This is a genomic window from Nostoc spongiaeforme FACHB-130 (genome assembly GCF_014698475.1).
Lineage (GTDB): Bacteria > Cyanobacteriota > Cyanobacteriia > Cyanobacteriales > Nostocaceae > Nostoc_B > Nostoc_B spongiaeforme.
The window spans coordinates 47,102-71,672 of record NZ_JACJTB010000003.1 but is presented as its reverse complement, the minus strand read 5'-3'; the positions used below and the strand labels follow the sequence as shown (position 1 = coordinate 71,672).

Below are 24,571 nucleotides of genomic sequence, written 5' to 3'. Positions count from 1 at the left end.
TCCCAATAAGGAAAGGGGTTAGATGTAAGACATTAAGTCTCTTAATTTCACACTTAAGACTTCACACTTCTAAATCTTTTCCATAAACAACTTCTTGCTGAACCTGTTTAATTTTTGTCGCTAATTCTCGGCGGGAATTAGCTTTCAGAAGATATCGCAATACAAACCAGACAACATAAACAATTCCCACAAACTCAAAAGTTAAATTGATAAAGGGAATGTCATTTATTGTATACAGTAAAACCAAGAGTAACTTGACTGTAAACAACAGCCCAATAGTTAAAGCAATACCAGCAACTATGCGTTTAACTTCATGATAAAACTTACCAAATAATTGAGGAATTTTTCTTAAAAACCCCCAATATTCTCGGAGAATTTGTAACCATTTTGGTGACTTTTGTTGATTAGTTGGCAATGCTTGAGCCTCAACTGGTAAAATTTGAGCTTCAGTGATGACTTCGCTAGAGGTAATATCAACAAATTTCAATTGTTCTAGATTACTTTCCATAACTCTCCCATTTTTGTGGGTGAAATTTAAATTCAAGTATTCGGTATTAGACAAGTCTGTGACACCATGACTTGGTTCATTAGATATTTCCATGATTGTTACTTCTTTAACTAAGATTTCGTCGGTTATTTGGATATCGATAGGGATGTTATTTTGCTGCTCAAATACACGGGGTAAGTTTAATTCTGCGTCTTGTATTTGCTCATCACGAACATCGAAAGCAGCAAGTTGCATCAAAGGAGAATTGAGTTGAAAGTTACCGTTGTCGCTGGGGTAGCGTTTGGTGTGCCAGGTGTCGTAGGCGCAACCGATGGGGCCGTGAATCATTTGGATGGTGTCTTTGAGTACGCCACCGATGACGAGTTTGGCTCCGCAGTAGCTACATCCACGTTCTGAGAGTGAACCGGGGATGGTTTCGATGTTGGATAGGGGGAGAAATTGGGTGGTGTCTTCGCCTTTTTCTTTGATGTATACGTGCTTTTCTCTTTCAGGAATTGATTCGTCGCACTTTAATAGTTTTAGTGGCATTCCTTTATTCTCCTTTGCTGATTTGCAAATTGGTAAAATAGGTGCGATCGCACTACATCTGATAACAAAATCGCTGTTCTTCACTGACCTATATCAGTGCAAGATATCAGTAACTAAAATTCAAAATGGAGATAAACTTCAACCAGCAATCAACAAAAGATGAGAAAGATTGCCTGAATCATGACTAAATTTGTAGCCACATTACAACAAAAATAATTAAAAACTAGATATTCAATGTTAATTATGGATTGTTTCTAAAGCAAAACATTTAGATTATTACAATCCTTAGTATGGATATTCAAAATATTTTAGAAGGAGAAATCAAGAAATAATTCTTCATGCTTTAACTAATTAAATATTAGTATTTCTGATTCAACGCAATAGTAACTAGAATAACAGTTGACAAAAATAAATTTATAAATATTTTCTTTTGATTAAACAAATAAATTTCCCATGTTTCCACTAAAGTAACATGAGAAATAAACCGATTTATAAATTTTCAAAGATTCATTTAAAGGCTCACGAAATCTATCGATTAATTATTTGTGGATGACTTGTTTCTAATACTGCTGCTTGCTTACTGTTTTCTCGCACAAGCATTGTATTCACTTCCAATTTACCCCCATTAATGGATTCTGTTTTAGTAATGACAATATTATTAGAGTTAATCACCGCATAAGCTTCTATTCCTTCGTCTAAACCTAATTCATCTGCGGACGCATTAGTAATTACTGATATTAACTGTAATGTATTAGATACTTTGAAAATTACTTCAGTATTTAATTCTGTCCTAACTATTTTTGTAATTACTCCTTTAACAATATTATTAGAATTTAACTCCAGATTTTTACCAAAGGAGTTATGAGTATATTTTCTGGGTTGCTTTCTAATTGATTTTGATTGCTTTAAGTTGGGGTAATAATTGTTCAACCCTCTAACTAATTCTCGTAAGATTTCTGTTTTGGTACTTTGAGATTTTCTACATAATTCCTCTAACAGTTCTAGTTCTTCCTGAGAAGCTTGAAATGTGATCCAACCTTGGTCTTTTCTTGGCATATATTGTTTCCGAGGGTTTTTTGATTTTGAATAGTCCTTAAAAATAAGAAAAGTTAAATTAACCGCAGATAAATTTGTACATCAGATGACTAGAAAACATTACATAACATTCAACTAACATCATGATTAACTTTGTAATTTGAGAACTTACGCAGTAATACAAAAAATCAAGGGTTTGCAAGATAGCAAAAATCTTGACACCCCTAAACCCTGAAACGCATTCTCAACATACAATCTCTGTGGATAAGACTTGATAGGATAGAGAACTCGCATTGTAGAAATGAGTATTTGCGATCGCAGCATATTTCTCTAGCAATTATTTTAGCATAATGTTAATTTAACTTGCTAAAACAAGAATTTTGGTAAGCATTTTTACAAAATCTCCAATTTTTTGCAGAAAAATCTAAATAGCAAGTAAATTAGCAAAATGTATGCTATGCTTGCATTAAAGGATAAAAAAGCAGCAACAAGTCTTTCATCAAAACTACAAGACTTGGCTATTTTTCCTAGAGGTGCTACTTAGTTAGTTCTCGCAGTCTCCGTAGACTCCGTACTTTATTCGTTCTGCAATCAAGAAGTTACAAGGCTGTTTTAAATAGTGAGTTTATTTGTTCTGTGCTGTATTAAACTCAAATAAATTCACTCAACATCAAAGTAATTACAACTAGGCCAAGTACATTGGTTGGCCTGTAATAGTGTTTTGCTGATAGGGGATATGAGGTAAATCATCCGACTCCTTTCTTTTTGTAGAGTTATTGTGCTTGCTCCTTTTACTCTCTATTCCCCTATCTTTCTTCTTCTAAACCAGCATACTCCAGTACTATAAAAGTTTGTGGATAAACAGACTGTTATATGTCTTGTCACTTTGAGTCTGCTAATTATAAATTCAATTTTTCTTGTTGTAATTTAGCCAGGACTTACGCACAAAGATTATCTATGAAGATTGGGTGTAAGAGTTTTAGATACATACACCCTTATACCCTGTACCCCTATACCCTCACTAAAACCCTTGATTTTTCGTTTTTATGCGTAAGTTCTATTAACATTACTACCTCTTCACCCATATCATCTGACAAGAAAAAAGCAATGAAACAGACACAAGAACAAATCAACCAATTACTCAACGAAATCGCCTGCGAATATAACGTCAAAAAATTGCAGAGCAGAAAAACTAAACCTTGTAAAAAACCACCCAAACCAGGCGCAGCCCAAGGTAATTGTCCTTTTGAGGGGGCGATGGTTGCGCTTGGGCCAATTACTGATGTGGCTCATTTAGTACATGGGCCTGTTAGTTGTACTCGTAATCCTTGGGGTAGTCGTGGTAGTTTATCTTCTAATTCTCAACTATATCAAATGGGCTTTTCTACTGATCTAGGTGAGAATAATATTATTTTTGGTGGTGAAAAAAAACTAGATAAAGCAATTCAAGAAATTGCTCACCGCTACAATCCTGCTGCTATTTTTGTCTATGCTACTTGTGTAACTGCTTTGATTGGTGATGATATAGAAAATATTTGTAAGCAAGCAGCACATCAAGTCGGGATTCCAGTTATTCATATAGATGCACCTGGATTTTTGGGAAGTAAGAATTTAGGTAATCGCATTGGTGGGGAAGCTTTATTAGAATATGTAGTAGGTACTGCGGAACCGGAATTTACTACACCACTCGATATTAATATTATTGGTGACTATAATGTTGCTGGTGAAATTTGGAATATTTTACCGCTTCTCAAAAAACTAGGTATTCGGGTTTTGAGCAAAATTACAGGTGATGCTCATTATCAAGAAATTTGCTATGCTCACCGTGCCAAATTAAATGTAGTAATCTGCTCGAATGTATCACTACAAATGGCACAAAAAATGCAAGAGCGTTATGGCATACCTTATATTGAAGAATCTTTTTATGGTGTAGAAAATATTAATCATTGCTTGCGAAATATTGCCGCAGCATTAGGTGAACAATACCTACAAGAACGAACTGAATGGTTAATTTCTGAGGAAACAGAAGCTTTAAATATTGCCTTAAGTTTTTATCGTTCGCAACTGCAAGGTAAACGCATTGTTCTTTATAGTGGTGGTGTAAAGAGTTGGTCAATTATCCTAGCAGCAAAAAACTTGGGAATGGAAGTTGTTGCTGCTAGTGATAGAAAGAATACCCAAGATGAAAAAGTTAAAATTAAGCAATTACTTGGTCAAAATGGGATGGTTTTAGCCAAGGGTAGCCCCAAGGCTTTACTACAAGCAATAGAAGATACAAAAGCCGATATTTTAGTTGCTGGAGCCAGTAATCAATATACAGCACTGAAAGCAAGAATACCTTTTTTAGATGTTAACCATGAACGCCATCACGCCTATTCTGGCTATATAGGAATGCTAACGATGGCAAAAGAATTTTATGAAGCTTTGTATAGTCCTGTGTGGGAGCAAATTAGACAGCCTGCTCCTTGGGATTAGCAAAAGGTGGGAGGGTGGGAGGATGAAAATTGATGAACTTACAAACAACAATTAATTTTTGACGGAGCAAATCAATGAAAGTAGCTTTTACCACTAGCGATGGTACTCACATTAACACTCATTTTGGTGTTGCAAAAGAAATTGATGTCTATGAAGTAACCAAAGATGGATTTGAATTTGTTGAAACTTTAATCTTTGAAGGTGATTTAGAAGAAGCTGCCCATGAGGATAAAATCACACCCAAAATGGAAGCAATTATTGACTGCAAAATTTTGTATGTTAAGGCTATTGGTAAGCCAGTAGGCAACAAGTTAATTAAGCAGGGTATGACTATTGTCAGAGCGCAAGAATATGATACAGTGCCTGATATTTTGCATGTATTGGTTAAAAGTCTGAATGGTGATGCACCACCTATGTTGCGTAAAGCCTTATTACAAGAAAATCATGAATTAGCATATTCTTGTAAGGAAGAGTAGTTCATCAAACAGTTGAGTAGAGAAAATCTACTGACCACCTGTTTTGGCTGCTGTAATTAATAGTTTTAATAATTTCCATTGCTCTAATGTCAGAACACTAGAGTATGGTTTATTTATTGCTCTCAACGGTGCTGTATATACTTATTTACAGCTGATGCCTTGAGAGCTTTTTTTACTCAACTGTCAACTTTTCCAACATCCTCTAAGACGAACTATTTGCTGATCTAATACCGCCGAATTTTCTGCCTGTTCTCTAGACAAAACATGGACATAAGCGAGTGATTAGTTGGAGAATTTTAGCAATTTTGTCCTGACTGTTCACAAGCACCAATACTCACCCAAGTGCTAGAACCATTTTGCCAGTGTTCTTTTTTCCAAATTGGCGCGTTATGCTTGAGAGTATCAATAGCATAGCGACAGGCTTCAAACGCCTCACCGCGATGAGGACAACCTACTGCAACTAAAACGCTGATTTCTCCTACTTGTAACCTACCAATGCGGTGATGAATCACAACTCGTTTAACATCAGGCCAAAATGTACGAATATCAGCCGCAATTTGATAAAACACCTGCATCGCCATTGGTTCATAGGCTTGATATTCTAAAGCGACTACAGGTTGTCCATCAGTGTTGTTGCGTACCATACCACTCATCATTACCACAGCCCCGTTAGCTGGATCATCAGCCTTGGCGTAGATTTCCTCTACGGATAATGGGACAAAGGTAATTGCAAAACTATCTTCACTTCTTGGTTTAATGGGAGAAGTCAATGTATTAGTCATAATGGAGTTGATCATAATTTGGATTTTGGATTGTAAAACAGTTAATTTGTAATCTTTTAAACAATCTTTTATCTTAACTACGTAAGTCTTATAGTCTTTTTACCCAAACCCTACGCTACTTCAGAATTACTACAAGTTCTGCATAAAATTCTGGATGAACAACGATAAATCAATAAACACATTGTAGGGGAGGTAATAAAATTTATGACGAACTACTAATTACTATGACTAATCAAGATTCGGCACTGATTCTGATTGTCGATGACGATGAATTAACCAGAATTCAACTGCGTCAACTGATGGAATATGCAGGATATCGAGTTGTAGAAGCTAGTAATGCTTGCAAAGCTATTACTATCTACACTAATTTACATCCAGATATGGTAATTATAGATACAATTATGCCCGTCATGGATGGGTTTACTTGCTGCCATCAATTACAAAAATTACCAAATATTCAAGATACACCAATATTAATGATTACAGCTGCCTATGAGCCAGAATCTGTAGAGCGAGCTTTTGCTGTGGGTGCAACCGACTACATTACTAAACCAATTCAATGGGTCGTATTATCCCACAGAATTCGCCATCTTTTAGCAGCATCTCGCGCCATCAAGCAATTACGTCAGCAAAACCAACAGGCGCAATTACGAGAGGCTCAAATGAAAATTGCCTTAGAAGCTGCCCGGATGGGAACTTGGGACTTGGATATAGTTACCAATCAAGTTACTTGGTCAGACAACAAAGAAGCACTGTTTGGCTTAGAACCTGGTAGTTTTGATGGTCAGTATAAAACTTTTCTGCACTATGTTCACCCCCAAGACCGTGATTTTGTCAATATTGCGGTAATCCAAGCAGTGCAAACAGATGCCGAGTATGATGTAGAATTTCGCATTGTTTTACCTGATGGTAGCATTCGCTGGTTAGTGAGCAAAGGTGTAGTTTTTCGCAACACGGCTGGGGAACCCGTGCGAATGTCTGGCATAGTGATAGATATTACCAAGCGTAAACAAGCAGAAGCGGAATTACGCCAGAGTGAAGAGCGATTTCAAATTATTACCCGTGCAACAAATGATGTGATTTGGGATTGGGATTTGCTGACGAATCAAGTGTGGTGGAATCAAGCTGTACAAACACTGTTTGGCTATCCATTGGCAGAATTGAATGCTGATTTAAGTTGGTGGTATGAACGCATACATCCAGAAGATCAACAAATAATTGATCCTAGTATGTGGGCTGCAATCAATAGCGGTCAACAATTTTGGTCACATGAATACCGCTTTCGTCGTCATGATGGTTCCTATGCTTACATTTTAGACCGGGCTTATATTGTCCATGACCAAACAGGTAAACCAGTGCGGATGATTGGTGCTATGATGGATATTACCGAACGTAAGCGAGTACAGGCACAATTGCAATGGCAAAATCTGCGATCGCAATTATTTGCTGATATCACTGTAAAAATTCGCCAGTCTCTACAGATTGACGAAATTTTGCAAACCAGTGTCACAGAGGTACAAAAATTACTGTGTGCTGATAGAGTTGTGATTTTACGAATACGTTCTAATGGCTCAATCTTGATTTTAAAAGAAGCTGTAGTAAATGGTTTACCAATGGCCTCTAGTCTGGAATGTAACGAGCCAAATATTGGACAAATGTACCTTTTAAAATACAGTCAGGGAACAATTAACGCCATTAGTAATTTAGACCAAGAACAAGCAGCAGACATCTCACCAACACATCTGAAAATGCTGCAAAAATTGGGTGTCAAAGCCATTGTTTCGGTACCAATTTTTCTACAAAATCAACTCTGGGGCTTATTAATTGCCCATCAGTGTGTACATCCCCGACAATGGAATAACTGGGAAATTGAACTTTTGCAACAACTGGCAGATCAAATTGGCATTGCTTTAGCCCAAAGCAAAATTCTAGAAACAGAAACTCGTCAACGACAAGAACTTAGCCGTTCTAATGAAGAACTGCAAGAATTTGCCTTTATCGCTTCCCATGATTTACAAGAACCGCTACGCAAAATTAAAACTTTTAGCGAAAGGTTGATGATTACTTGCGGTGACTCTTTACCTGAAGCTGCGTCTGATTATTTAGAAAGAATGCAGAATGCTGTTTTGAGAATGCAAACTTTAATTGAAGGTTTGTTAACACTCTCAAGGGTAACAACCAGAGCGCAGCCTTTTGTATCTGTAAGTTTAGCGCAAATTACCCAAGAGGTATTGTCTGATTTAGAAGTGCTGATTCAACAAACAGGCGCAACCATAGAACTTGGAGATTTACCAACTATTAAAGCTGATCCCTTGCAAATGCGCCAATTAATGCAAAATTTGATTGGCAACGCCTTGAAATTTCATCACCCCCAAATCACACCTATTGTCAAAATATATAGTCAACATTTAAATAATCAATCAGCCCAATTAGCCGTGGGTTTGGAATTTTGTCAAATTATCGTCGAAGATAATGGTATTGGATTTGAACAAAAGTATAGCGATCGCATCTTTCAAATTTTTCAAAGGTTACATGGTCGTCGAGAATATGAAGGTACAGGCATTGGCTTAACGATTTGTCGCAAAATCGCTGAACGGCATTTTGGCACAATTACTGCTCAAAGTACCCCAGGAAAAGGTACAAAATTTATTGTTATTTTGCCAATTAATTTTCCTATATAATTTTTCTTCCTCCAAAGGTATTACTCAAGTCCTGAAAAATAGGGTTTATTGGACAAATACATCCTAATACTACCAACACCTTCCCAGCAAAGCCATAGAACTGATGACTTGAAAGCCAGAATCTAGAACAGCTACTATAAGCTAAAGCATAAATCAAGGAGGTGAATATCTACTTTAAATCGCAAGTTTAGTAATTTAATCTCAAATCATGGCTGAAATCTTTACCTGATGTCTCAAATGGCAGAATATTTAAGTTTTTTCTCAAGCTTTAATCCATACTAATAAGTATATATTTCAGGAGAAAATTCAGAGTGAAGGGTCGGCAACCAACCGTGACTATCTTAATGGCTGATGATGACGAAGATGACAGTATGTTAATCCGTGAGGCAATAACCGTCAGTAAATTGCCAATCGATTTACATAATGTCAGCAATGGTGAAGAACTGATGGATTATCTCCATCGTCGTGGTCAATATGCGGACAGCACCCTTGCGCCACGTCCCGGCTTAATTTTACTGGACTTGAATATGCCCAAAAAAAACGGCTTGGAGGTTTTGGAAGAAATTAAAACTGACCCAGAACTAAGAACTATTCCGATTATTGTCCTGACAACCTCAAAGGCAGAAGAAAATATCCATCACACCTACAGTTTGGGTGCTAATTCTTACATAGTCAAGCCGATGACATTTTCTGCCTTAGTAGAACTAATGGAAACCTTTGGAAAATACTGGTTTGAAATCGTGGAATTACCACTAGCAGTAGTGGGAGGCGAAAATGAAGAAAAACCCAATCAGAGTTCTACTCATTGATGATGACGAAGATGATTATATTTTGACTCGTGATTGGTTCGAGGAATTTCAAGTAGCAAGCTGTGAGTTGTCATGGATAGATAATTATGCAGATGCACAACAGGCGATCGCCCAAAATTTACATGATATATATCTCGTAGATTATCGTTTAGGTATCCACAACGGACTCGAACTTTTACACGAAGCAGTGGCTAATGGTTGTACTGCACCAATGATTCTGCTTACAGGCCAAGGCGATAAAGAAATTGATATCGAAGCCATGAAAGCCGGTGCAGCCGATTATTTAGAAAAAAGTCAATTAACCGCACCTTTATTAGAACGTTCCATTCGCTACGCCATTGAACGCAAACAAACAGAACAAAAAATCCGCGAACAAGCCGCCTTACTTGATGTCGCCACCGATGCAATTTTTGTCCGCGATTTAGACGACAAAATTTTGTTTTGGAACAAAGCCGCAGAAACTTTATACGGTTGGCAAAAAGACGAAGTAATTGGTAAAAAAACACCAGAATTGTGGCAAGAAAAAAATTTGTTTCAATTGCAAGAAGCACTGCGGTTATTAATGAAACATGGCTCTTGGCAAGGAGAATTACACCAAACCACAGCAGCTAATAAAAAAATTATTGTCGAAAGTCGTTGGACATTAGTACGAGATTTTGCACACCAACCCCAAGCAATTTTAGTTGTCAATACAGACATTACGCAAAAACAACAACTAGAAGCCCAATTTCTGCGGGCGCAAAGGTTAGAAAGTATTGGCACATTAGCTAGTGGTATTGCTCACGACCTAAATAATGTCTTAGCACCAATTTTAATGACAGCTCAACTTTTAGAAGCACAATTACAAGATGAGCGTTCTCGGAAATTATTACCCATATTAATAACTAACGCTAAACGTGGTGCAAATTTAGTCAAACAAGTCTTATCTTTTACGCGGGGAATGGAGGGAGAACGTAGCCTTTTACAATTTAAGCATTTAATCATCGAAATTCAGCAAATTGTCAAAGAAACCTTTCCCAAAACTATTGAAATTACAACTTTAGTAGCGCAAAATCTGTGGGTTATATCTGGTGATGCAACTCAACTACATCAAGTGCTGATGAATTTGTGTGTTAATGCCCGTGATGCTATGCCCAATGGGGGTATTTTAAAAATTACCGCCGAAAATTTCTTGGTAGATAAAAATTATGCCAATATGCACCTTGATTCTAAAGTCGGCCCGTATATAATGATTTCTGTAATTGACACCGGTCTGGGGATTCCCGCAGAAATATTAGACCGTATATTTGAGCCATTTTTTACGACTAAAGAAATTGGTAAAGGCACTGGACTAGGACTTTCGACAGTACTAGGAATTGTGAAAAACCACGGTGGTTTTATCAATGTCTATAGTGAAGAGGGGCAAGGTAGTCAATTTAAAATATATTTGCCTGCACAGGAAATCACAGAAACTTTAGAAGAAGTAGAACCAGTATTTCCTATCGGTAATGGAGAATTAATTTTGATTGTTGATGATGAAGCTGCCATTCGGGAGATTACTAAAACATCTCTGGAAAGTTATAATTACAAAGCAATTACCGCCAGCGATGGAATTGAAGCTATAGCTTTATATGCTGAAAATAGAGATGAAATTTTTTTGGTATTAACTGATATGGCTATGCCTTCTATGGATGGTCTGACTACTATTCGCACATTGCAAAAAATCAACCCAGAAGTCAAAATTATCGCTATCTCTGGACTTGCTTCTAGTGATAAAGTGAACGCCGCTTATGATATGGGAGTTAAAGCTTTTTTGTCTAAACCTTATACAGCTAGTCAGTTATTAGAAGCGATTAGTTTTATCAAAGATAAAAACTAAACTTTATGACGCGATCGCCTTTGTCTTGGTAAAAGCGCGGTACTTTAATGTGGCTTTCCCTCAGCCAAGAACCACCTTTGAGACAACGGCTGATAGCAGAAATGAAGCTGTTCACCCTCAGTTACTTGCAAAACTATTTAGAGTAGACAACCAATGTAATATATTTGTATTATATAAGTAATACTAAAAATACACAGATTTCAAAAATCCATGAGTTACAGATTTTCTTTCAAGAACACAGTGCAGAATCAACCTGCTAGGGGTTCAGGTAGAGCTATTGTTCTGTTTGCTGTTTAGACTGGATGTGGAGTGTAAGAGTTTCTGAATTAAGAACCTTGTTGAATCCACTCCCGCCCTGCTTTCTCCGCCGCTTCGGGTGTAAAGTAAAGTTTGCGCTCACCAAAAACGGCACCACCAGGACTAATTAACCGAAACTGCCAGCAATCAATCTCTGTGTAAAACACCAACAAAATCATCTGATGAATGGCAACAGCTAAATGAATTTTGGTAGTAGTCATTAGTGGTAGCTCAAACTCTACCCTTGTTTTATCAAACTATATACAGGCAAAAATGCGATCGCTTCTACAAAATTCAATCACCTGAGCCTTCTAGTAAATGCTCAGATTTAGTCAGAATAAACAAACTACCATCACCACCACGTCCAATTCTTAAGGTTTCATCCAGGTAAGTAATGTCAAGGGTGGCGACTCTACCAGCAGGATTATTAGCAGGAATCACCTTAAATGGATTGAGTTGCGGAGTGTTAATCCCAATAATCTTCTCAACTGATAGGTAGCGTTTGTCAAAATAGACGTTGATGCGTTTGTCGGCTACAGGCTCGAAATTAGCTGTGACTCTTACGTATCCCGATACTAGCCCCAGAGCATGTTTCACTTGAGCTAAATTGAAAAATCTTTGATTGGCAACATCAATCACTTGATAAACTCTACCTACCTTTAAGCCTAGTGGCAAGGAAGCTAAAGAACGGATTTCTCTGGCGGTGGAGTATTGCAATTGCCAAGCGCCATCTAGTAAAGCAATCGCAGATACAAGCGGGTAAGGATAAGGATTAACACTTTCTAGTTCTGTGGTTAATTGTTCAATTTCTGCGGCTGTAGTTTTGTCTAGCTGCAAATTGGTTATGGGAGAGTCATCACTGTTGGTTTGGATATTCTGGAGTGATGCTTGCAATTTTTCTTTTGATAAGAGTTGACTAGTCAAGGGTTAAAACCTTATAGAGTGCTGAGTTCTGAGTGCTGAGTTCTGAGTATGTTCAGAAGTTTCAGCCACAAACATAGTCCTAACTACTCACACAGAATTAATTAGACACATTCTTTTTCTGTTCCCTACCTCCACGCATGAATTTAATTTTGTGCAACCACTGGTTTTAATCTCCAATTAACTCTACTGCATCTCGCCCATCTAAATCTTGTAAATAAACTTTGACGACTTCTTCTTTAGCGGTGGGTAATTGTTTGCCAACAAAATCTGCTTGAATTGGTACTTCTCGATGACCCCTGTCTACTAACACTGCTAAACGAATAATTTCCGGTCTACCATACTCAGTCACAGCGTTTAAAGCAGCGCGAATGGTTCTACCTTTGAAAATGACATCATCTACCAAGACGACGGTTTTTCCAGTCAGGTCAAAAGGAATGTTGGTTTTGGCAGGAGTCCGCAAGCCAATTTTGTCAAGGTCATCTCGATAAAAAGTAATATCTAAAGCTCCTACAGGTACGCTTACGCCTTCTAGGGTTTCAATTTGACGTGCTAGTAATTCTGCTAAGGGTACGCCTCTGGTATAAATACCCATAAGTACTAATTGCGATAAATCGCGCGATCGCTCGACAATTTGGGAAGCCAAGCGAGTTAAGGTACGCCGTAAATCTTCTGATGAGAGAATTTCAACTACTTTTGCACACATAAAAAGTTTGGTTAATAGTCAATAGTCAATTGACTGATTACTTCTATCATTACCTGTTTGGCAGCAAGAATAGTATAGTGATCGCTATTCCTAACCACAATAAAAAGCTATAGCGCGTTAGTTGTAAAGCTTGATCAATACTAGTCGCCGTAATTGGGTAAATGGCATCACCTAACAAGGGTTTCTCTTTCGCCACACCCCGATACCAATTTATCCCACCCATCTGTACACCCAAAATTGCCGCATAAGCACATTCACTCCAACCAGAATTGGGACTGGGATCTAAAATGGCATCTCTGCGACATATCCGCCAAACATGCAATAACTTACCCGATAACAGTGCCAAAGTAATTACAGTTAAGCGACAAGGTAGCCAAGTTAAATAATCTTCTAACCGGGCGCTAAACCAACCTATATAAGTGTAAGGCGCTTCTTTATAACCCACCATTGAATCTAAGGTGCTGCTGGCTTTATAGGCTAAAGCCAAAGGAACTGCACCTACATTTGGCAAGCAAGCACCAACTACAGCATAAAACAATGGAGCCATAACTCCATCGGTGGCATTTTCGGTGACTGTTTCTAACACAGCACGCAAAATTTCTGCTTCTGAAAGGTTTTGGGTATCTCGACCCACATAATTACTTAAAGCTTGACGCGCCTGGGATAAATTACCCGCAATTAAAGGTTGTAAAACATCAGTGGCGGCGGTTCGTAAACTTCTCAAGGCAAAACAACTAGCCAAAATAATACTTTCTATAACTATGGCAAATATTGGATGTAACCAGTGAGCAACGCGAATGATTAACCAGCCGATGCCGCCACTACCCATAATTAAAATCATCGCCAGGACAATTCCCGCGATTCTTTGTGTTATGGAATTTTGACATATCGATAATGCAAATTTTGTGAAGCGAGAAATTATCCATCCCATGACTTGGACTGGATGCGGCCAACCCCAAGGATCACCTATTAAGAAATCTAAAATTGCTGCGATGATTAATGTCATTTGTCCTTTGTCATTTGTCATTAGTCATTTGTCTGGAGTGTTGCTAAGAGGTTTTTTTAAAAGCGGTTAGTTGTGTTTATCTGCACTTCCAGATCCCCCCAACCCCCCTTAAAAAGGTGGGCTAAGAGTCTCTTACAGTCCCCCTTGCTAAGGGGGATTTAGGGGGATCTAAAATGTTTGGCTACCAACGCTAGGAATTTTAAAACATCCTCTAATGACTAATGACCACTGACTAAACCACAAAACTTGCTTCTTCCCCTAAAGATGCTTGCCAACTGCGGGCATCGTAATAAAGATCAGCCAAGGTAATGCTGTATAAAGCTTCTTTCAGTTTTTGGTTGAGTCTTTGCCAGAGAGTGTATGTTACCCAATCTTCTGCTTGTATTGGTGTTGGGTGGCGATCGGGAATATGGGTAATGGTCTCGCCGACGGCTTCTAATATTTGTCCGATAGATATTTCTTTGGGTTCTCTTGCTAGTTGGTAGCCACCAATGCTGCCCCGAATTGATTTAACTAACCCCGAACGGCGCATTTCTATTAGTAATTTTTCCAGGTATGGTGCAGGAATATCTTGACGTTGAGCGATCGCTCTGACAGATACCGGCCCATAATCTGGCTGTAAGCTTAAATCTAGCAATGCTTTGACACTGTAATGTCCTTTGGTAGTTAGTTTCATTATTTTTTAGTCAAGAGTCAAAAGTCAATAGTCAATGCTCAATGGTCAATAGTCACAAGTTAGAAAATTACTAATAAATAGATTTTGCCTTTGACTGTGGACTATGGATGATTGACTAAAAATCAGGGTTGCTTATCATTTTATGTTCCCAGAAGCAAGCTGACTGAGTAGATAAACTTTTTTGTCTTAGTTTAAAAAACTTAAACAATTATAGTTTAGCAGTTTTTTCCAAACTATATATAGCCATCAGCATTGTCGATATCTAAACAATAGATTGTCTTGACATTATTGATAATTGTGCAACAATTCTGGCTAGGATTGTAATATACTTGGCTAGGTTGATATAAAAACGAATGAATTTTGTTCCTATCAACTCAACCTCAGCTAAAATAAAATCGATTCAACTACTTCAACCATTCATTTTCAACCTAAGTTGATGCCTAAACAGAAAAAAATTGAACCCCTAGTTGGGGAGGATCTGCTCAAAAAAGTCAAAGAGCTAGAGAACCTTAGCAAAGAAGAAAAAGCTAAGGAGTGCGGCTACTATACCGTGACCAAAAATGGTATAGAGCGTGTCAATATGATGAAATTTTTGAATGCTCTCATTGATGCTGAAGGCATTCAATTAGATAGTGCGCCGAATGCAAATGGACGGGGCGGACGCAGTGCCAGCTATCGGATTAGTGTGCAATCCAACGGTAACTTACTGATTGGTTCTGCTTACACAAAACAGATGAATCTCAAGCCTGGTGACGAATTTCTGATCACTTTAGGGAAGAAGCACATTCGTCTGCGTCAAGTAGATCCAGAAGACAGAGAAGGTATTGAGGAAATCGAAGCCTCAGCATAATAAATAGTCAAGAGTGCAAAGTCAAGAGTCAACAGTCAATAGAAATCATGACTATTAACTATTGATCTTTGACCATTGACTTTTGACTAAAAATATATTTATGGAGTGTTTTGCGGGTGGCGGCTAAATTGCAGGTTAATGCAATTTGCTCTTTTTCTAATAAACCCAAAATGCGCTCTTGGTTGTCTCTAGCTACCACTGGTAATTGATGCAAACCACGCAAAGCCATCCGATCTAAAGCTTCAGATAAAGGTTCATCCCGCCAAGCATAGAGAATTTCTGTGGTGCAAATATCCATGAGAGTTTGATTGGATAATTCACCATTATTTTCTGTGGCAGAATTTTGGTAATTTTGCCAGCGAGTCAGAGCGCGATTAATATCTTCTAAAGAAATAATCCCGACTAATTGCTGGGCTTCATTAATTACTAAAGCACTGCGTATGCGATCGCGGGTCATTTCTATCGCGGCTTCTAACAATCCTAAAGTTGCAGGTAATTTTTTTGGGCAGGAAAGTACAGCATCTTCCACTAAAATTTCCTGCACAATTTCTGCTTGCTCATCCTTTAAATCGGCTAAACCAAATTGTTGCAGCTTCGAGTTAGAGTTAACATTTGGTTTAATTTGGTCTATCAACCATACACTTAAACCCACCGCAGCCATTAACGGTAAAACAATGCGGTAATCACGAGTTAATTCAAACAGCATAATAATCGCAGTTAATGGCGCTCTCACACTAGCAGCCAACACAGCAGCCATCCCCACCATTGCATAAGCTGGGGGTGCGGCCATATATGCGTCAATTCCTGGGACGATGAGACATAAAATTTTGGCATAAGCCGAGCCGAAAGAAGCGCCTAAAAACATGGCTGGGGCAAATAAACCACCCACAAAACCACTCCCGGCACTAATGGCTGTCATTAATAATTTTACTACCAGCAAAGCCAGCAACAGATTTAAGGAAAATTCCACATCTTGCAGCATGGCTTGGACAGTACCATAACCAATGCCTAAAATTTGGGGAAATTGCAAAGCCACTAGGCCTAAAATTACCCCGCCGATAATTGGGTGAATTGATTTGGGGATACTTTGAAAAAATTCCAAGCCAGGAATTGTACCAGCAAAGCCAGCTTTCGCTAACCGAATTAATTCGGTATAAGACAAAGAAATTAAACTCGCGCCCAAACCCAAGCCGAGATACAAAGGTAATTCAAACGGGCTACGGACTTGGTATGCAGGTAAAGTAAAGGCAGGTTGCGTCCCTAAGCCAATTTGGGCAATTAACGCCGCCACCACCGCCGCGAGTAACACCACACTCACCGCCGAAGTGGCAAAAGATGTCGCCCCCATAACTACTTCTAAGGCAAAAAATACCCCAGCGATCGGTGCATTAAATCCGGCGGCTAAACCTGCGGCTGCACCAGCACTTAACAGCAAACGCTGACGTTCTTGGGAGACTTGGAGAATGAGCGACAACAACATCCCAAAGTTAGCGCCAATTTCCACACTCGGCCCTTCTGGCCCCAACGAAGCCCCACTTCCCAAAGAAACAGATGCGGCAATCATTTTGGTGACAGGCCTTAAGGGACGCTGAACTGCTGTTCCTTGGGAGGCGGCGATTAAAGTTGACAAACTAGGGCCAAAATCTTGGGTGCGCCAGCGCATTAATCCGACAACTAATCCACCCAAAATGGGGACACAGGCTAAAGTCCAGCCGCCCCAAGCGCCAATTACACTCATCAAATCTTCTAACATCAGATGGTGAATTAGCTCAATTAAATAGTGGAATGTCACTACACCCATACCAGTACCACCACCAATTAATATGGCTAAAAACAGCACAACTGTTTCCGGTGTGGGTTGAAAACGGTTAATGAGATGTGTTAAGCGGTTAGTAGGTGTAGGAAGTGCAGGTTGTTCCGTTACCTTCCTGACGTTGGTGGGAGGCAAGAGAGTCATTGAACGGTTGGGGTAAATGTAAGAAAAAATTTAAATAGTTATCTGTTATTTCTCATTGTGAGCCATTATTTATCAACCAGACAAGTAAGTGAGATTAGCGGGATTTATAAAGCTTTGATTAAAAAAATGTATTGGGTGAAAGTTTTCTAGGAGAACAGCCAGATGACGGAAAATTAATATTCAATGGTCAGCGATCGCTGGTATGGTAAAAATTAGCAGTTTCGCAATTTTCTTCCGATAAAATACATTATTAAGGTATTGAGTAGATGTACCATAAGTGAGCAGCAAACAGCAGTCATCTTCACTCAAATCTAGCTATACTCGTGTTGCAACCATTGAGTTATCCCTAGTAGAACACTTAAAGGATGATTGACTGTGCCGATTTTCGATTTGAGATTGCCGATTTTAGATTTTTTTGGTTCATCTGTCGTCGCTGCTGGGCAGAAAGTATCCAAAATCCTCCATTTAAAATCTTCAACTTCTGTACCCCCACGTTCAGAGTCAATCCTAAATCACTGGCTTCAGGTCATCATCCTCAATTAGTAAAGCTACTATGTGTTACTCCCAAATTCAATATACCTATCTTTATCGAGCAAGTAGATGGACTAGGCGGACAAGGTAAATGAACACACCCATATTTGATAATCATTATGTTACTTGCCCAATTTGCCAAAGAAATGCTAGACCCAAACCAATCAAGGCTTATATAGGTTTATTTACCTGTCCCTATTGCCAGGAAAGATTAGTTGTCTGTCGTAGCGGTCATTATGTCCGCGACCCCTTTACTTTTAAGCATATACTTCTAGCTTCGGCATTGCGTCGCCAAAGTAGCCCCTTAGCCAGAATTGTCCGGGATTTTCTCCCACTAAGACGACCTTTGCTTACTCTAGCACTTGGCGGTGCAGTTTTATTCGGTGCGATCGCCATTATGCAGCAAAACACCAACCACGATGAGTTGACTTTGCCGAAAAACGAAAGAATTCAAGACTAAGTTGTAGAGACGTTGTATACAACGTCTCTACAGAATTTATAGGTGTAGCTTCATATTCAATTGGTATGAAGTATGAATTCCGGCAATTTCACACTTCATAACCTTGGTGCTTCTTTTGTCACTAATTTCCAACCTTCAGCTTGATCGATGATTTTCATTGATTTTAACTGGAGGTTATTTAGTGCTGCACCATTGAGTAAAAAGTAGGGTTTGCTGCTGTATTGCCAATAATATTGTAGTTCGTCTGCCTTAGCTGGAATAATAGTGCGATCGCTGTAAAAATCTAAAGACGAACGATGGTAAGGAAAAGATGTATAAATCTTTTTGACAGCAGGATTCACACGGGAGATCATCATCGCTACTGGTTTAACTGGATAAGCTTCCGATAATTCCCAAGCCCAATAGTTAGATTTGACTAATAAAAATAACGCAATATAACTTCCCCAAAATAAAATCCTTAAAAATTGTCCATCACCACGTTCTGCTAAAATTGCTGCCAAAATCATCGTGATTGCAACTGCGGCAAACATCAGTTGTAAATCTGTTTTGGGTGGTATACCCCAACTAAAATACATACTACTAGCAGAAGCCAGAACCGCCAGTACAGACAATCCCACTACCCAACTCCGGGGATAAGATGACAGTAAAGGTAAGTTTTCTGTCTCAGCTAATAGCGCCCCAAAAGCTAAAGCTAAAGCTGGGTAAATTGGCAAGATATACCAAGGTAATTTGGTATCTAACAAAGAAATACTAACCAAGTAAAAGCCACACCACACCTGAATTAATTTCGCCCAACTGAGGTTGCGATTTTCCCAAACATAACGCCCAGTTTGGGGTAAAAATAGTAACCAAGGCCATGTCCACTTCAAAAGCTCAATCACGTAATACCAAGGTACTTGATAACTGTTGATGAGAAATGTATCAACTTGGCTACGAGATTGATTTTGTAAGCCTGCTTCCACAACAGCATAACCATAGTGCCGGATTTGGGCAACATACCAACCCACAGCCGGCAAAATTCCGATCAAGATACCTGTCCAGAAATAGTAACTTGTGAGCAATCTGGGGGTATCCCAAAATAAAAATATCATGGCGATCGCACCCAGAAAAATACCGAAAAACCCTTGTGTGAGGCAAATCAAACCAAAACTAATCCCCACTCCCAAGCAATAGCGTAAATCACGGCGCGATCGCAATACACACAGCATCATCACTAGCAAAAAGCAGACTAACACGCCATCGCTCATCGCTAATCTGCCATAACGTACCACAGGCAGCATTGTCAGATAAATTAAAGCACTATAAACCGCCGCCCAACGTTGACGAAAGATTTCTCGCCCAATGCAGTAAAGCAACGGCACAGACAAAGCTGTTAAAATTGCTCCGGGTAAACGTGTTGTCCACTCATTCACGCCGACAACAGCGTAAGTTCCCGCAATTAACCAATGGGCTAGAGGTGGCTTGTTATAGTAGGGTTCGCCGCCTAAAGTCGGATAAAGCCAACGTAGGGAACCTGCGGGTGCATTCCAAATTTCACGGGAAATTTGGGCAATGGTTCCTTCATCCCAATCTCGTAGCGGTAAGCTTCCCAGATTGATACTAAATAATAGTACCGCCGCCAACAGCAATACTAATATCCAAACGCGATCAATCCATTTTTCCAGCGCCCGATGCTGCTTTTCTCGATGACCCCAAATAAAGCTTCCTTGTTGCATATTCTACGATCATCATTTTACTTGCTAGTTTGACTGCATAGAGACCAAAGCGCATCTCTAATGTTGCACCCTGTTACAAAATTTGTTTTTACAATTACTAGATTCCCAGGTTAACTCAATTTTCTCTGATTAGCGATAAATTTTTTGAGCAACCCTACTATTATTTTTCATTTTATTTAACACTCATTGATTGATAAAAATGATACAACTGTTACCAACCAGGTGTGTATTATTCGTTGGGAAACAGTCGATGAATCTACCTTTTATACTAGATATAACAATTGGATTAGTATTTATTTACTTAATATTAAGCTTATTGGCTTCAGAAATCCAGGAACTAATTACTACAGTCTTACAATGGCGGGCTGTTCACTTAAAAAAGTCCATTGAAATTCTGATTGCAGGTGATGTCAGTAAATCAGATGATGATAATGTCATTCAACTAGTAAATGACTTATATAATCATCCCTTGCTGCAAAGTGTTAACCAAGAAGCTAAAGGATTTTTAACAACTTTACCACGGAAGTTTATTTGGTTATTATCTTCTATTCTGAATAAGTTTTCTCTACCAGGAGAAAAGAGAACGAAAAGTATTTTTGGTTATGTTAGAAATGGCAAAGATGAGGGGCGAAAGCAGAAACATAGTGCGCCTTCTTACATCCCTGCAGAAACATTTGCGACAACCTTAATGGACACATTAGGCTTACCCAAGTTAGTCCAAAAGTTAACAGAATCAAGACTGATAAATTTTACACATCAGCAATTAGCGGAATTTGAAATTATCTTATCTAGGATAGAAGCCAGGATAGATAATACTGATGCTCATATTCAGCAGTTTTTAGCAAATACTCGTGATGAATTTCATCAAACTGTGACAGAAAGTTTTAAACAGATTATTGCTGATTTACAGAAAGATAAAATAGATTTATCTACTGGACTAAATCGGATGGCTAAAAGTGTCGATAGATATATCGGATGTTTTGCTGCTGATATGCCAGAACATGAATTATTAAACAATGCTCTTGAGCGGTTAAAAATTTTAAGAGCAGATACTTTTGATGATATTGAACAGACAATTTGCTTAAAAGGATTACGCCCTGGGATTAACGAAGTTGTACAGTTAATTAGTGTTGGTAGTGACGTTCAACAAGAGTTTATCAAGGAGTTTCAAGATCAAGATAGCGAAGCATACCAAACATTTCAATATCTCAGCCAAAGATTAGAACAGTTCAGTCAAAAACTACCGCCATCGGTAGTGGGTAATATGGCGACATTAGCCAAACGCGCTCAACTTAAAGCCAAATCCACAGAGGATGGCGTTAATATATTACGCCGCGAAATTGAGCAAACCTTCAATAACTCAATGGAACGCGCCTCTGGTGTTTACAAGCGGAATGCCAAAGGTGTAGCGTTGCTAATTGGTTTTGCGATCGCTATTATTGCCAACGCAGATACATTCCATATTGTCAGCAGACTATCGAAAGATACAGCTATTCGCACAGCAATTGTCAATAGTGCTGGTCAAATAGTCGAAACTAATACATCTCAAAATTTAAAACAACTCAAAGAAGCAACCGACCAAGTTTTGACAGATATTTCTCTCCCAATTGGCTGGAACCAAGTCAACCTCAACCAACAACTACCAAAAGCCACGGGAAATAATCAATCTACCACTTCCCTCATCCCAAACTATTTCACAATGGTTGCAGGCTGGTTTATCAGTGGAATTGCCATTTCAATGGGTGCGCCTTTTTGGTTCGATTTACTGAGTAAGGTTGTCAATGTGCGTAATTCCGGGAAAAAACCCGCAGTTCCTGATCGTGAATAGTCCGAAAAAATAAGGATGGGTTTCATCACCCATCCAACGAAAATCATGCCTTAATTGTGTGTTACCAGATTTTGATGTCTAAATGTTAATAAATTAGAAAATCTGGGCCATAATTACCACTACCATCAGGTAAAGGAATTTGCATAAGTTGAATAGCAGGTGCTTTCAAACTAAACATCAATCCAATTGCACTACTAAGTTTATCTTTATTGCCAGTAGTCCAAGCTAGTTCAAGTTCATCTAAAACTGCTTTAAAAGCACTATTAAATTGATTTAACAGTGCGCTGACTTCTGGTGATGGATTTTGCCAACCACCTTCAGGAACTTGTGCCATTGGATATGTTTCAGGAAATGGTACAACCTCACCTGCATATCGCCAAACACCATCGACTTGAATTAATTTCCGACCATGAGAAATTTCATCAAATTTATAATAATGGGCAAGTTCACCACCAAATCCTTCTGCATCTGGCGACAGGGAAGTTCCTTCTCCTTGCACCTTAATTTCTGTAATTGCTTTTTCGACATCAGCTAGTGTATTGATAGCATATAACTTATGTCCGCCGACTGAATCATCAGTTAGCTGATTAGTGCCAGACATTGCTGGTTTGAGTTCTTGAAATGCTACAAGAACAGCATCATAAAAAGCGCCAATAGTAGGGTAAGTTTCACCAGCAAAGAAAGCAATTGGCCCACTTTCAGGATATTCAATTTGCTTACAAACTTCGTCTAAATAAGTTTTACTTAAACCTGCTAAATATACTGTTAATTGAGGTCTGATACCTCCTGGTAAATTACCGGGATAGCTTGGTAATACACTGTTGATTTTCGGTGTACCACCGATAGTTGTCAGCATATTAGCAACTAATCCCATGTGCAGCATTTCTTCCATCAGCACAGTACGAATTAACTTAGCAGCAGTTTCATTGTCATCTTTAATTGACCACCACGCGCAAAGATACGGGGGTAAAGTTGCTAACTCTAATTCTATTGCTGCATTTAAACTATCTTTAAGCCAATCAATATCTCTATTTGCACTTTCCGTTCTTAATAGTTCACTAATTGCAGTGTTCTTAGTTGTGGTGAAACTCATAGATGTACCTTGACTATTGTTGTAGGAATCAGTCAATACACGGAAATGACCGTATATTTCCGGTACAAGATAGCTTTAGCTTGATAATTCAGCCTTCCGTGATATTACTGATAAGAAGACAATTTATAGTCAAGATTTATTTACGGAGAATTTTCTAAAATGTTAAGTTATGACAATTTTTCCGAGCGATCGCTTTAACCTCATCTTCTTAGCTCAACTAATCAGACCATAATACCTGGATTGCTCTCTCTCCCCACACTCCCCTCTCTCCCCACACCCGCTACCCATACGTGAAAAATTCGGGAATACTCCTTACTGCCCTAAGCCTCGTATGATCAAGATATAAGCAAAATATAAACTCGCCAGATTTTGACGGCATAACATGGGCAGTATTTGGGAACTCGATTTTTACTCTCGTCCAATTTTGGATGAAAATCAAAAAAAAGTTTGGGAAGTTGTCATCTGTGAAAGTCCCTTGGATATTCGGACGCAAACAGATTCGTTATTTCGCTACGCTCAATATTGTCCTAGCACCCAAGTCAATTCGGGCTGGTTGCGGACAGCGTTGCAGGAAGCCATTGATAAAGCCGGAAAAGCGCCTATAAAAGTCCGCTTTTTCCGCCGCCAAATGAACAATATGATTACGAAAGCCTGCCAAGATTTGGGTATTCCAGCCCAACCCAGTCGGCGCACGTTGTTGCTGAACCAATGGCTACAACAACGGATGGCGGAAGTTTACCCTCAAGAACCAGGTTATCAAGGCGGAACGAACCCTTCTGTGCGTTTAGACAGTCCTTTACCTCAGCGTTTACCTGATGCTTTAGAAGGACAGCAGTGGGTGTTTGTCAGCTTATCGGCGGCGGAATTAGCAGAAATGCCAGAATGGGATATTGGTTTTGGTGAAGCTTTCCCCCTAGAAATGGCGCAATTATCCCCAGAAACGCGCATTCCGGGAGTTTTAATTTTCTCACCCAGGGCTTTACCTTTAGCAGGCTGGATGTCTGGTTTAGAGTTAGCGTTTTTAAGAGTTGATGATAGTGCTGGTACAAGGTTGATTTTAGAAACTGGCGCTACGGAAAGTTGGATTTTGGCAAATATCAAAAATCCCAAAATCTTAGCGGAAACCCAAGGTTTTGCCGAAGCGACACAAAAAGCCAATGGAGTACATTTTATTGGTATACAGTCAAGTCCTCAAGCAGAATCTTTTGCTGGGTTTTGGCTGTTGCAAGAGATGAATTTGCTGTGAATGAGGGAATGGGGAGTGGTGAGTGGGGAGTAGGGAATCCAAGATAAAACGGCATATAGGGAAAAATCCCTACCTTTTTCTGTTCCTTCTTCCCCTATTCCCTACTCCCTACTCCCTACTCCCTAGCCTCTAA

At 39.0% G+C, this 24,571-nt stretch carries 21 protein-coding genes; 9 read left to right on the top strand and 12 right to left on the bottom strand.

Annotated elements, in window-relative coordinates; genetic code table 11:
* Nucleotides 1–61: 61 nt before the first annotated feature.
* Nucleotides 62–1,036: a CAAD domain-containing protein gene (locus tag H6G74_RS04305; protein ID WP_190966499.1), complete on the bottom strand. Its 975-nt coding sequence runs from the start codon at nucleotides 1,034–1,036 to the stop codon at nucleotides 62–64.
* A 528-nt stretch (nucleotides 1,037–1,564) separates the two neighbouring features.
* Nucleotides 1,565–2,092: a TOBE domain-containing protein gene (locus H6G74_RS04300; RefSeq protein ID WP_190966498.1), complete on the bottom strand. Its 528-nt coding sequence runs from the start codon at nucleotides 2,090–2,092 to the stop codon at nucleotides 1,565–1,567.
* A 1,086-nt stretch (nucleotides 2,093–3,178) separates the two neighbouring features.
* Between H6G74_RS04300 and nifE the strand changes: the two genes are divergently transcribed.
* Both nifE and nifX read left to right on the top strand, forming a co-directional pair.
* Nucleotides 3,179–4,546, top strand: coding sequence for a nitrogenase iron-molybdenum cofactor biosynthesis protein NifE (nifE, locus tag H6G74_RS04295; RefSeq protein ID WP_190966497.1), 1,368 nt, complete (start codon nucleotides 3,179–3,181; stop codon nucleotides 4,544–4,546).
* Nucleotides 4,547–4,620: 74 nt separating this feature from the next.
* Nucleotides 4,621–5,022, top strand: coding sequence for a nitrogen fixation protein NifX (gene nifX, locus H6G74_RS04290; RefSeq protein ID WP_190966496.1), 402 nt, complete (start codon nucleotides 4,621–4,623; stop codon nucleotides 5,020–5,022).
* Between the two features lie 296 nt (nucleotides 5,023–5,318).
* Here the strand turns inward: nifX and H6G74_RS04285 are convergent, their stop codons facing one another.
* Nucleotides 5,319–5,804 (bottom strand): molybdenum cofactor biosynthesis protein MoaE, encoded by a 486-nt coding sequence (locus H6G74_RS04285; protein ID WP_190966495.1) that lies wholly within the window; start codon nucleotides 5,802–5,804, stop codon nucleotides 5,319–5,321.
* Nucleotides 5,805–6,028: 224 nt separating this feature from the next.
* On the opposite strand from H6G74_RS04285, the gene H6G74_RS04280 reads away from it, so the two are divergent.
* The 3 genes from H6G74_RS04280 to H6G74_RS04270 all read left to right on the top strand — a co-directional run bounded on the left by H6G74_RS04280 (nucleotide 6,029) and on the right by H6G74_RS04270 (nucleotide 11,152).
* Nucleotides 6,029–8,485, top strand: coding sequence for a PAS domain-containing protein (locus H6G74_RS04280; RefSeq protein WP_190966494.1), 2,457 nt, complete (start codon nucleotides 6,029–6,031; stop codon nucleotides 8,483–8,485).
* A gap of 311 nt (nucleotides 8,486–8,796) precedes the next feature.
* The gene (locus tag H6G74_RS04275; protein WP_190966493.1) at nucleotides 8,797–9,294 is read left to right on the top strand and encodes a response regulator; all 498 of its coding nucleotides are present in this window, start codon (nucleotides 8,797–8,799) and stop codon (nucleotides 9,292–9,294) included.
* Nucleotides 9,260–11,152: a hybrid sensor histidine kinase/response regulator gene (locus H6G74_RS04270; protein ID WP_190966492.1), complete on the top strand. Its 1,893-nt coding sequence runs from the start codon at nucleotides 9,260–9,262 to the stop codon at nucleotides 11,150–11,152. Before H6G74_RS04275 ends, H6G74_RS04270 begins: the two co-directional genes overlap by 35 nt.
* On the opposite strand, the gene H6G74_RS31705 is transcribed toward H6G74_RS04270, so the two are convergent.
* The 6 genes from H6G74_RS31705 to H6G74_RS04245 form a co-directional block, all read right to left on the bottom strand.
* Nucleotides 11,136–11,267, bottom strand: a complete 132-nt coding sequence (locus H6G74_RS31705) for a hypothetical protein (RefSeq protein ID WP_313888450.1) — start codon at nucleotides 11,265–11,267, stop codon at nucleotides 11,136–11,138. The two genes, H6G74_RS04270 and H6G74_RS31705, sit on opposite strands and share 17 nt — an antisense overlap.
* 211 nt (nucleotides 11,268–11,478) lie before the next feature.
* Nucleotides 11,479–11,670 (bottom strand): hypothetical protein, encoded by a 192-nt coding sequence (locus H6G74_RS04265; protein WP_190673330.1) that lies wholly within the window; start codon nucleotides 11,668–11,670, stop codon nucleotides 11,479–11,481.
* 73 nt (nucleotides 11,671–11,743) lie between these two features.
* Nucleotides 11,744–12,373 (bottom strand): PAP/fibrillin family protein, encoded by a 630-nt coding sequence (locus H6G74_RS04260; protein ID WP_190966491.1) that lies wholly within the window; start codon nucleotides 12,371–12,373, stop codon nucleotides 11,744–11,746.
* A 166-nt stretch (nucleotides 12,374–12,539) separates the two neighbouring features.
* The gene (pyrR, locus tag H6G74_RS04255; RefSeq protein WP_190966490.1) at nucleotides 12,540–13,076 is read right to left on the bottom strand and encodes a bifunctional pyr operon transcriptional regulator/uracil phosphoribosyltransferase PyrR; all 537 of its coding nucleotides are present in this window, start codon (nucleotides 13,074–13,076) and stop codon (nucleotides 12,540–12,542) included.
* Between the two features lie 49 nt (nucleotides 13,077–13,125).
* On the bottom strand, nucleotides 13,126–14,082 hold the full coding sequence (gene cbiB / locus H6G74_RS04250; RefSeq protein ID WP_390849032.1) for an adenosylcobinamide-phosphate synthase CbiB: 957 nt from the start codon (nucleotides 14,080–14,082) through the stop codon (nucleotides 13,126–13,128).
* 232 nt (nucleotides 14,083–14,314) lie between these two features.
* Nucleotides 14,315–14,758: an Rrf2 family transcriptional regulator gene (locus tag H6G74_RS04245; protein ID WP_190590751.1), complete on the bottom strand. Its 444-nt coding sequence runs from the start codon at nucleotides 14,756–14,758 to the stop codon at nucleotides 14,315–14,317.
* Between the two features lie 436 nt (nucleotides 14,759–15,194).
* Between H6G74_RS04245 and H6G74_RS04240 the strand changes: the two genes are divergently transcribed.
* The gene (locus H6G74_RS04240; RefSeq protein WP_190590752.1) at nucleotides 15,195–15,608 is read left to right on the top strand and encodes an AbrB family transcriptional regulator; all 414 of its coding nucleotides are present in this window, start codon (nucleotides 15,195–15,197) and stop codon (nucleotides 15,606–15,608) included.
* A 58-nt stretch (nucleotides 15,609–15,666) separates the two neighbouring features.
* Here H6G74_RS04240 and H6G74_RS04235 read toward each other — a convergent pair whose 3' ends face one another.
* The gene (locus H6G74_RS04235; protein ID WP_190966488.1) at nucleotides 15,667–17,565 is read right to left on the bottom strand and encodes a chloride channel protein; all 1,899 of its coding nucleotides are present in this window, start codon (nucleotides 17,563–17,565) and stop codon (nucleotides 15,667–15,669) included.
* A gap of 622 nt (nucleotides 17,566–18,187) precedes the next feature.
* Between H6G74_RS04235 and H6G74_RS04230 the strand changes: the two genes are divergently transcribed.
* Nucleotides 18,188–18,556 (top strand): hypothetical protein, encoded by a 369-nt coding sequence (locus tag H6G74_RS04230; RefSeq protein ID WP_190966487.1) that lies wholly within the window; start codon nucleotides 18,188–18,190, stop codon nucleotides 18,554–18,556.
* A gap of 95 nt (nucleotides 18,557–18,651) precedes the next feature.
* On the opposite strand, the gene H6G74_RS04225 is transcribed toward H6G74_RS04230, so the two are convergent.
* Nucleotides 18,652–20,271, bottom strand: coding sequence for an ArnT family glycosyltransferase (locus tag H6G74_RS04225; RefSeq protein ID WP_190966486.1), 1,620 nt, complete (start codon nucleotides 20,269–20,271; stop codon nucleotides 18,652–18,654).
* 250 nt (nucleotides 20,272–20,521) lie between these two features.
* On the opposite strand from H6G74_RS04225, the gene H6G74_RS04220 reads away from it, so the two are divergent.
* Nucleotides 20,522–22,099 (top strand): hypothetical protein, encoded by a 1,578-nt coding sequence (locus tag H6G74_RS04220; protein WP_190966485.1) that lies wholly within the window; start codon nucleotides 20,522–20,524, stop codon nucleotides 22,097–22,099.
* 85 nt (nucleotides 22,100–22,184) lie between these two features.
* Here H6G74_RS04220 and H6G74_RS04215 read toward each other — a convergent pair whose 3' ends face one another.
* Nucleotides 22,185–23,192: a ferritin-like domain-containing protein gene (locus H6G74_RS04215; protein WP_190966484.1), complete on the bottom strand. Its 1,008-nt coding sequence runs from the start codon at nucleotides 23,190–23,192 to the stop codon at nucleotides 22,185–22,187.
* 382 nt (nucleotides 23,193–23,574) lie between these two features.
* Here H6G74_RS04215 and H6G74_RS04210 point away from each other — a divergent pair, with 382 nt between their 5' ends.
* Nucleotides 23,575–24,438: a Tab2/Atab2 family RNA-binding protein gene (locus H6G74_RS04210; protein ID WP_190966483.1), complete on the top strand. Its 864-nt coding sequence runs from the start codon at nucleotides 23,575–23,577 to the stop codon at nucleotides 24,436–24,438.
* Nucleotides 24,439–24,571 lie beyond the last annotated feature (133 nt).

Excerpts from the sequence above, each read along its gene's own strand:
- H6G74_RS04305 (WP_190966499.1), bottom strand. The coding sequence starts at position 1,036 with ATGCCACTAAAACTATTAAAGTGCGACGAATCAATTCCTGAAAGAGAA.
- H6G74_RS04300 (WP_190966498.1), bottom strand. The coding sequence starts at position 2,092 with ATGCCAAGAAAAGACCAAGGTTGGATCACATTTCAAGCTTCTCAGGAA.
- nifE (WP_190966497.1), top strand. The coding sequence starts at position 3,179 with ATGAAACAGACACAAGAACAAATCAACCAATTACTCAACGAAATCGCC.
- nifX (WP_190966496.1), top strand. The coding sequence starts at position 4,621 with ATGAAAGTAGCTTTTACCACTAGCGATGGTACTCACATTAACACTCAT.
- H6G74_RS04285 (WP_190966495.1), bottom strand. The coding sequence starts at position 5,804 with ATGACTAATACATTGACTTCTCCCATTAAACCAAGAAGTGAAGATAGT.
- H6G74_RS04280 (WP_190966494.1), top strand. The coding sequence starts at position 6,029 with ATGACTAATCAAGATTCGGCACTGATTCTGATTGTCGATGACGATGAA.
- H6G74_RS04270 (WP_190966492.1), top strand. The coding sequence starts at position 9,260 with ATGAAGAAAAACCCAATCAGAGTTCTACTCATTGATGATGACGAAGAT.
- H6G74_RS04265 (WP_190673330.1), bottom strand. The coding sequence starts at position 11,670 with ATGACTACTACCAAAATTCATTTAGCTGTTGCCATTCATCAGATGATT.
- pyrR (WP_190966490.1), bottom strand. The coding sequence starts at position 13,076 with ATGTGTGCAAAAGTAGTTGAAATTCTCTCATCAGAAGATTTACGGCGT.
- cbiB (WP_390849032.1), bottom strand. The coding sequence starts at position 14,082 with ATGACATTAATCATCGCAGCAATTTTAGATTTCTTAATAGGTGATCCT.
- H6G74_RS04245 (WP_190590751.1), bottom strand. The coding sequence starts at position 14,758 with ATGAAACTAACTACCAAAGGACATTACAGTGTCAAAGCATTGCTAGAT.
- H6G74_RS04240 (WP_190590752.1), top strand. The coding sequence starts at position 15,195 with ATGCCTAAACAGAAAAAAATTGAACCCCTAGTTGGGGAGGATCTGCTC.
- H6G74_RS04235 (WP_190966488.1), bottom strand. The coding sequence starts at position 17,565 with ATGACTCTCTTGCCTCCCACCAACGTCAGGAAGGTAACGGAACAACCT.
- H6G74_RS04230 (WP_190966487.1), top strand. The coding sequence starts at position 18,188 with ATGAACACACCCATATTTGATAATCATTATGTTACTTGCCCAATTTGC.
- H6G74_RS04225 (WP_190966486.1), bottom strand. The coding sequence starts at position 20,271 with ATGCAACAAGGAAGCTTTATTTGGGGTCATCGAGAAAAGCAGCATCGG.
- H6G74_RS04220 (WP_190966485.1), top strand. The coding sequence starts at position 20,522 with ATGAATCTACCTTTTATACTAGATATAACAATTGGATTAGTATTTATT.
- H6G74_RS04215 (WP_190966484.1), bottom strand. The coding sequence starts at position 23,192 with ATGAGTTTCACCACAACTAAGAACACTGCAATTAGTGAACTATTAAGA.
- H6G74_RS04210 (WP_190966483.1), top strand. The coding sequence starts at position 23,575 with ATGGGCAGTATTTGGGAACTCGATTTTTACTCTCGTCCAATTTTGGAT.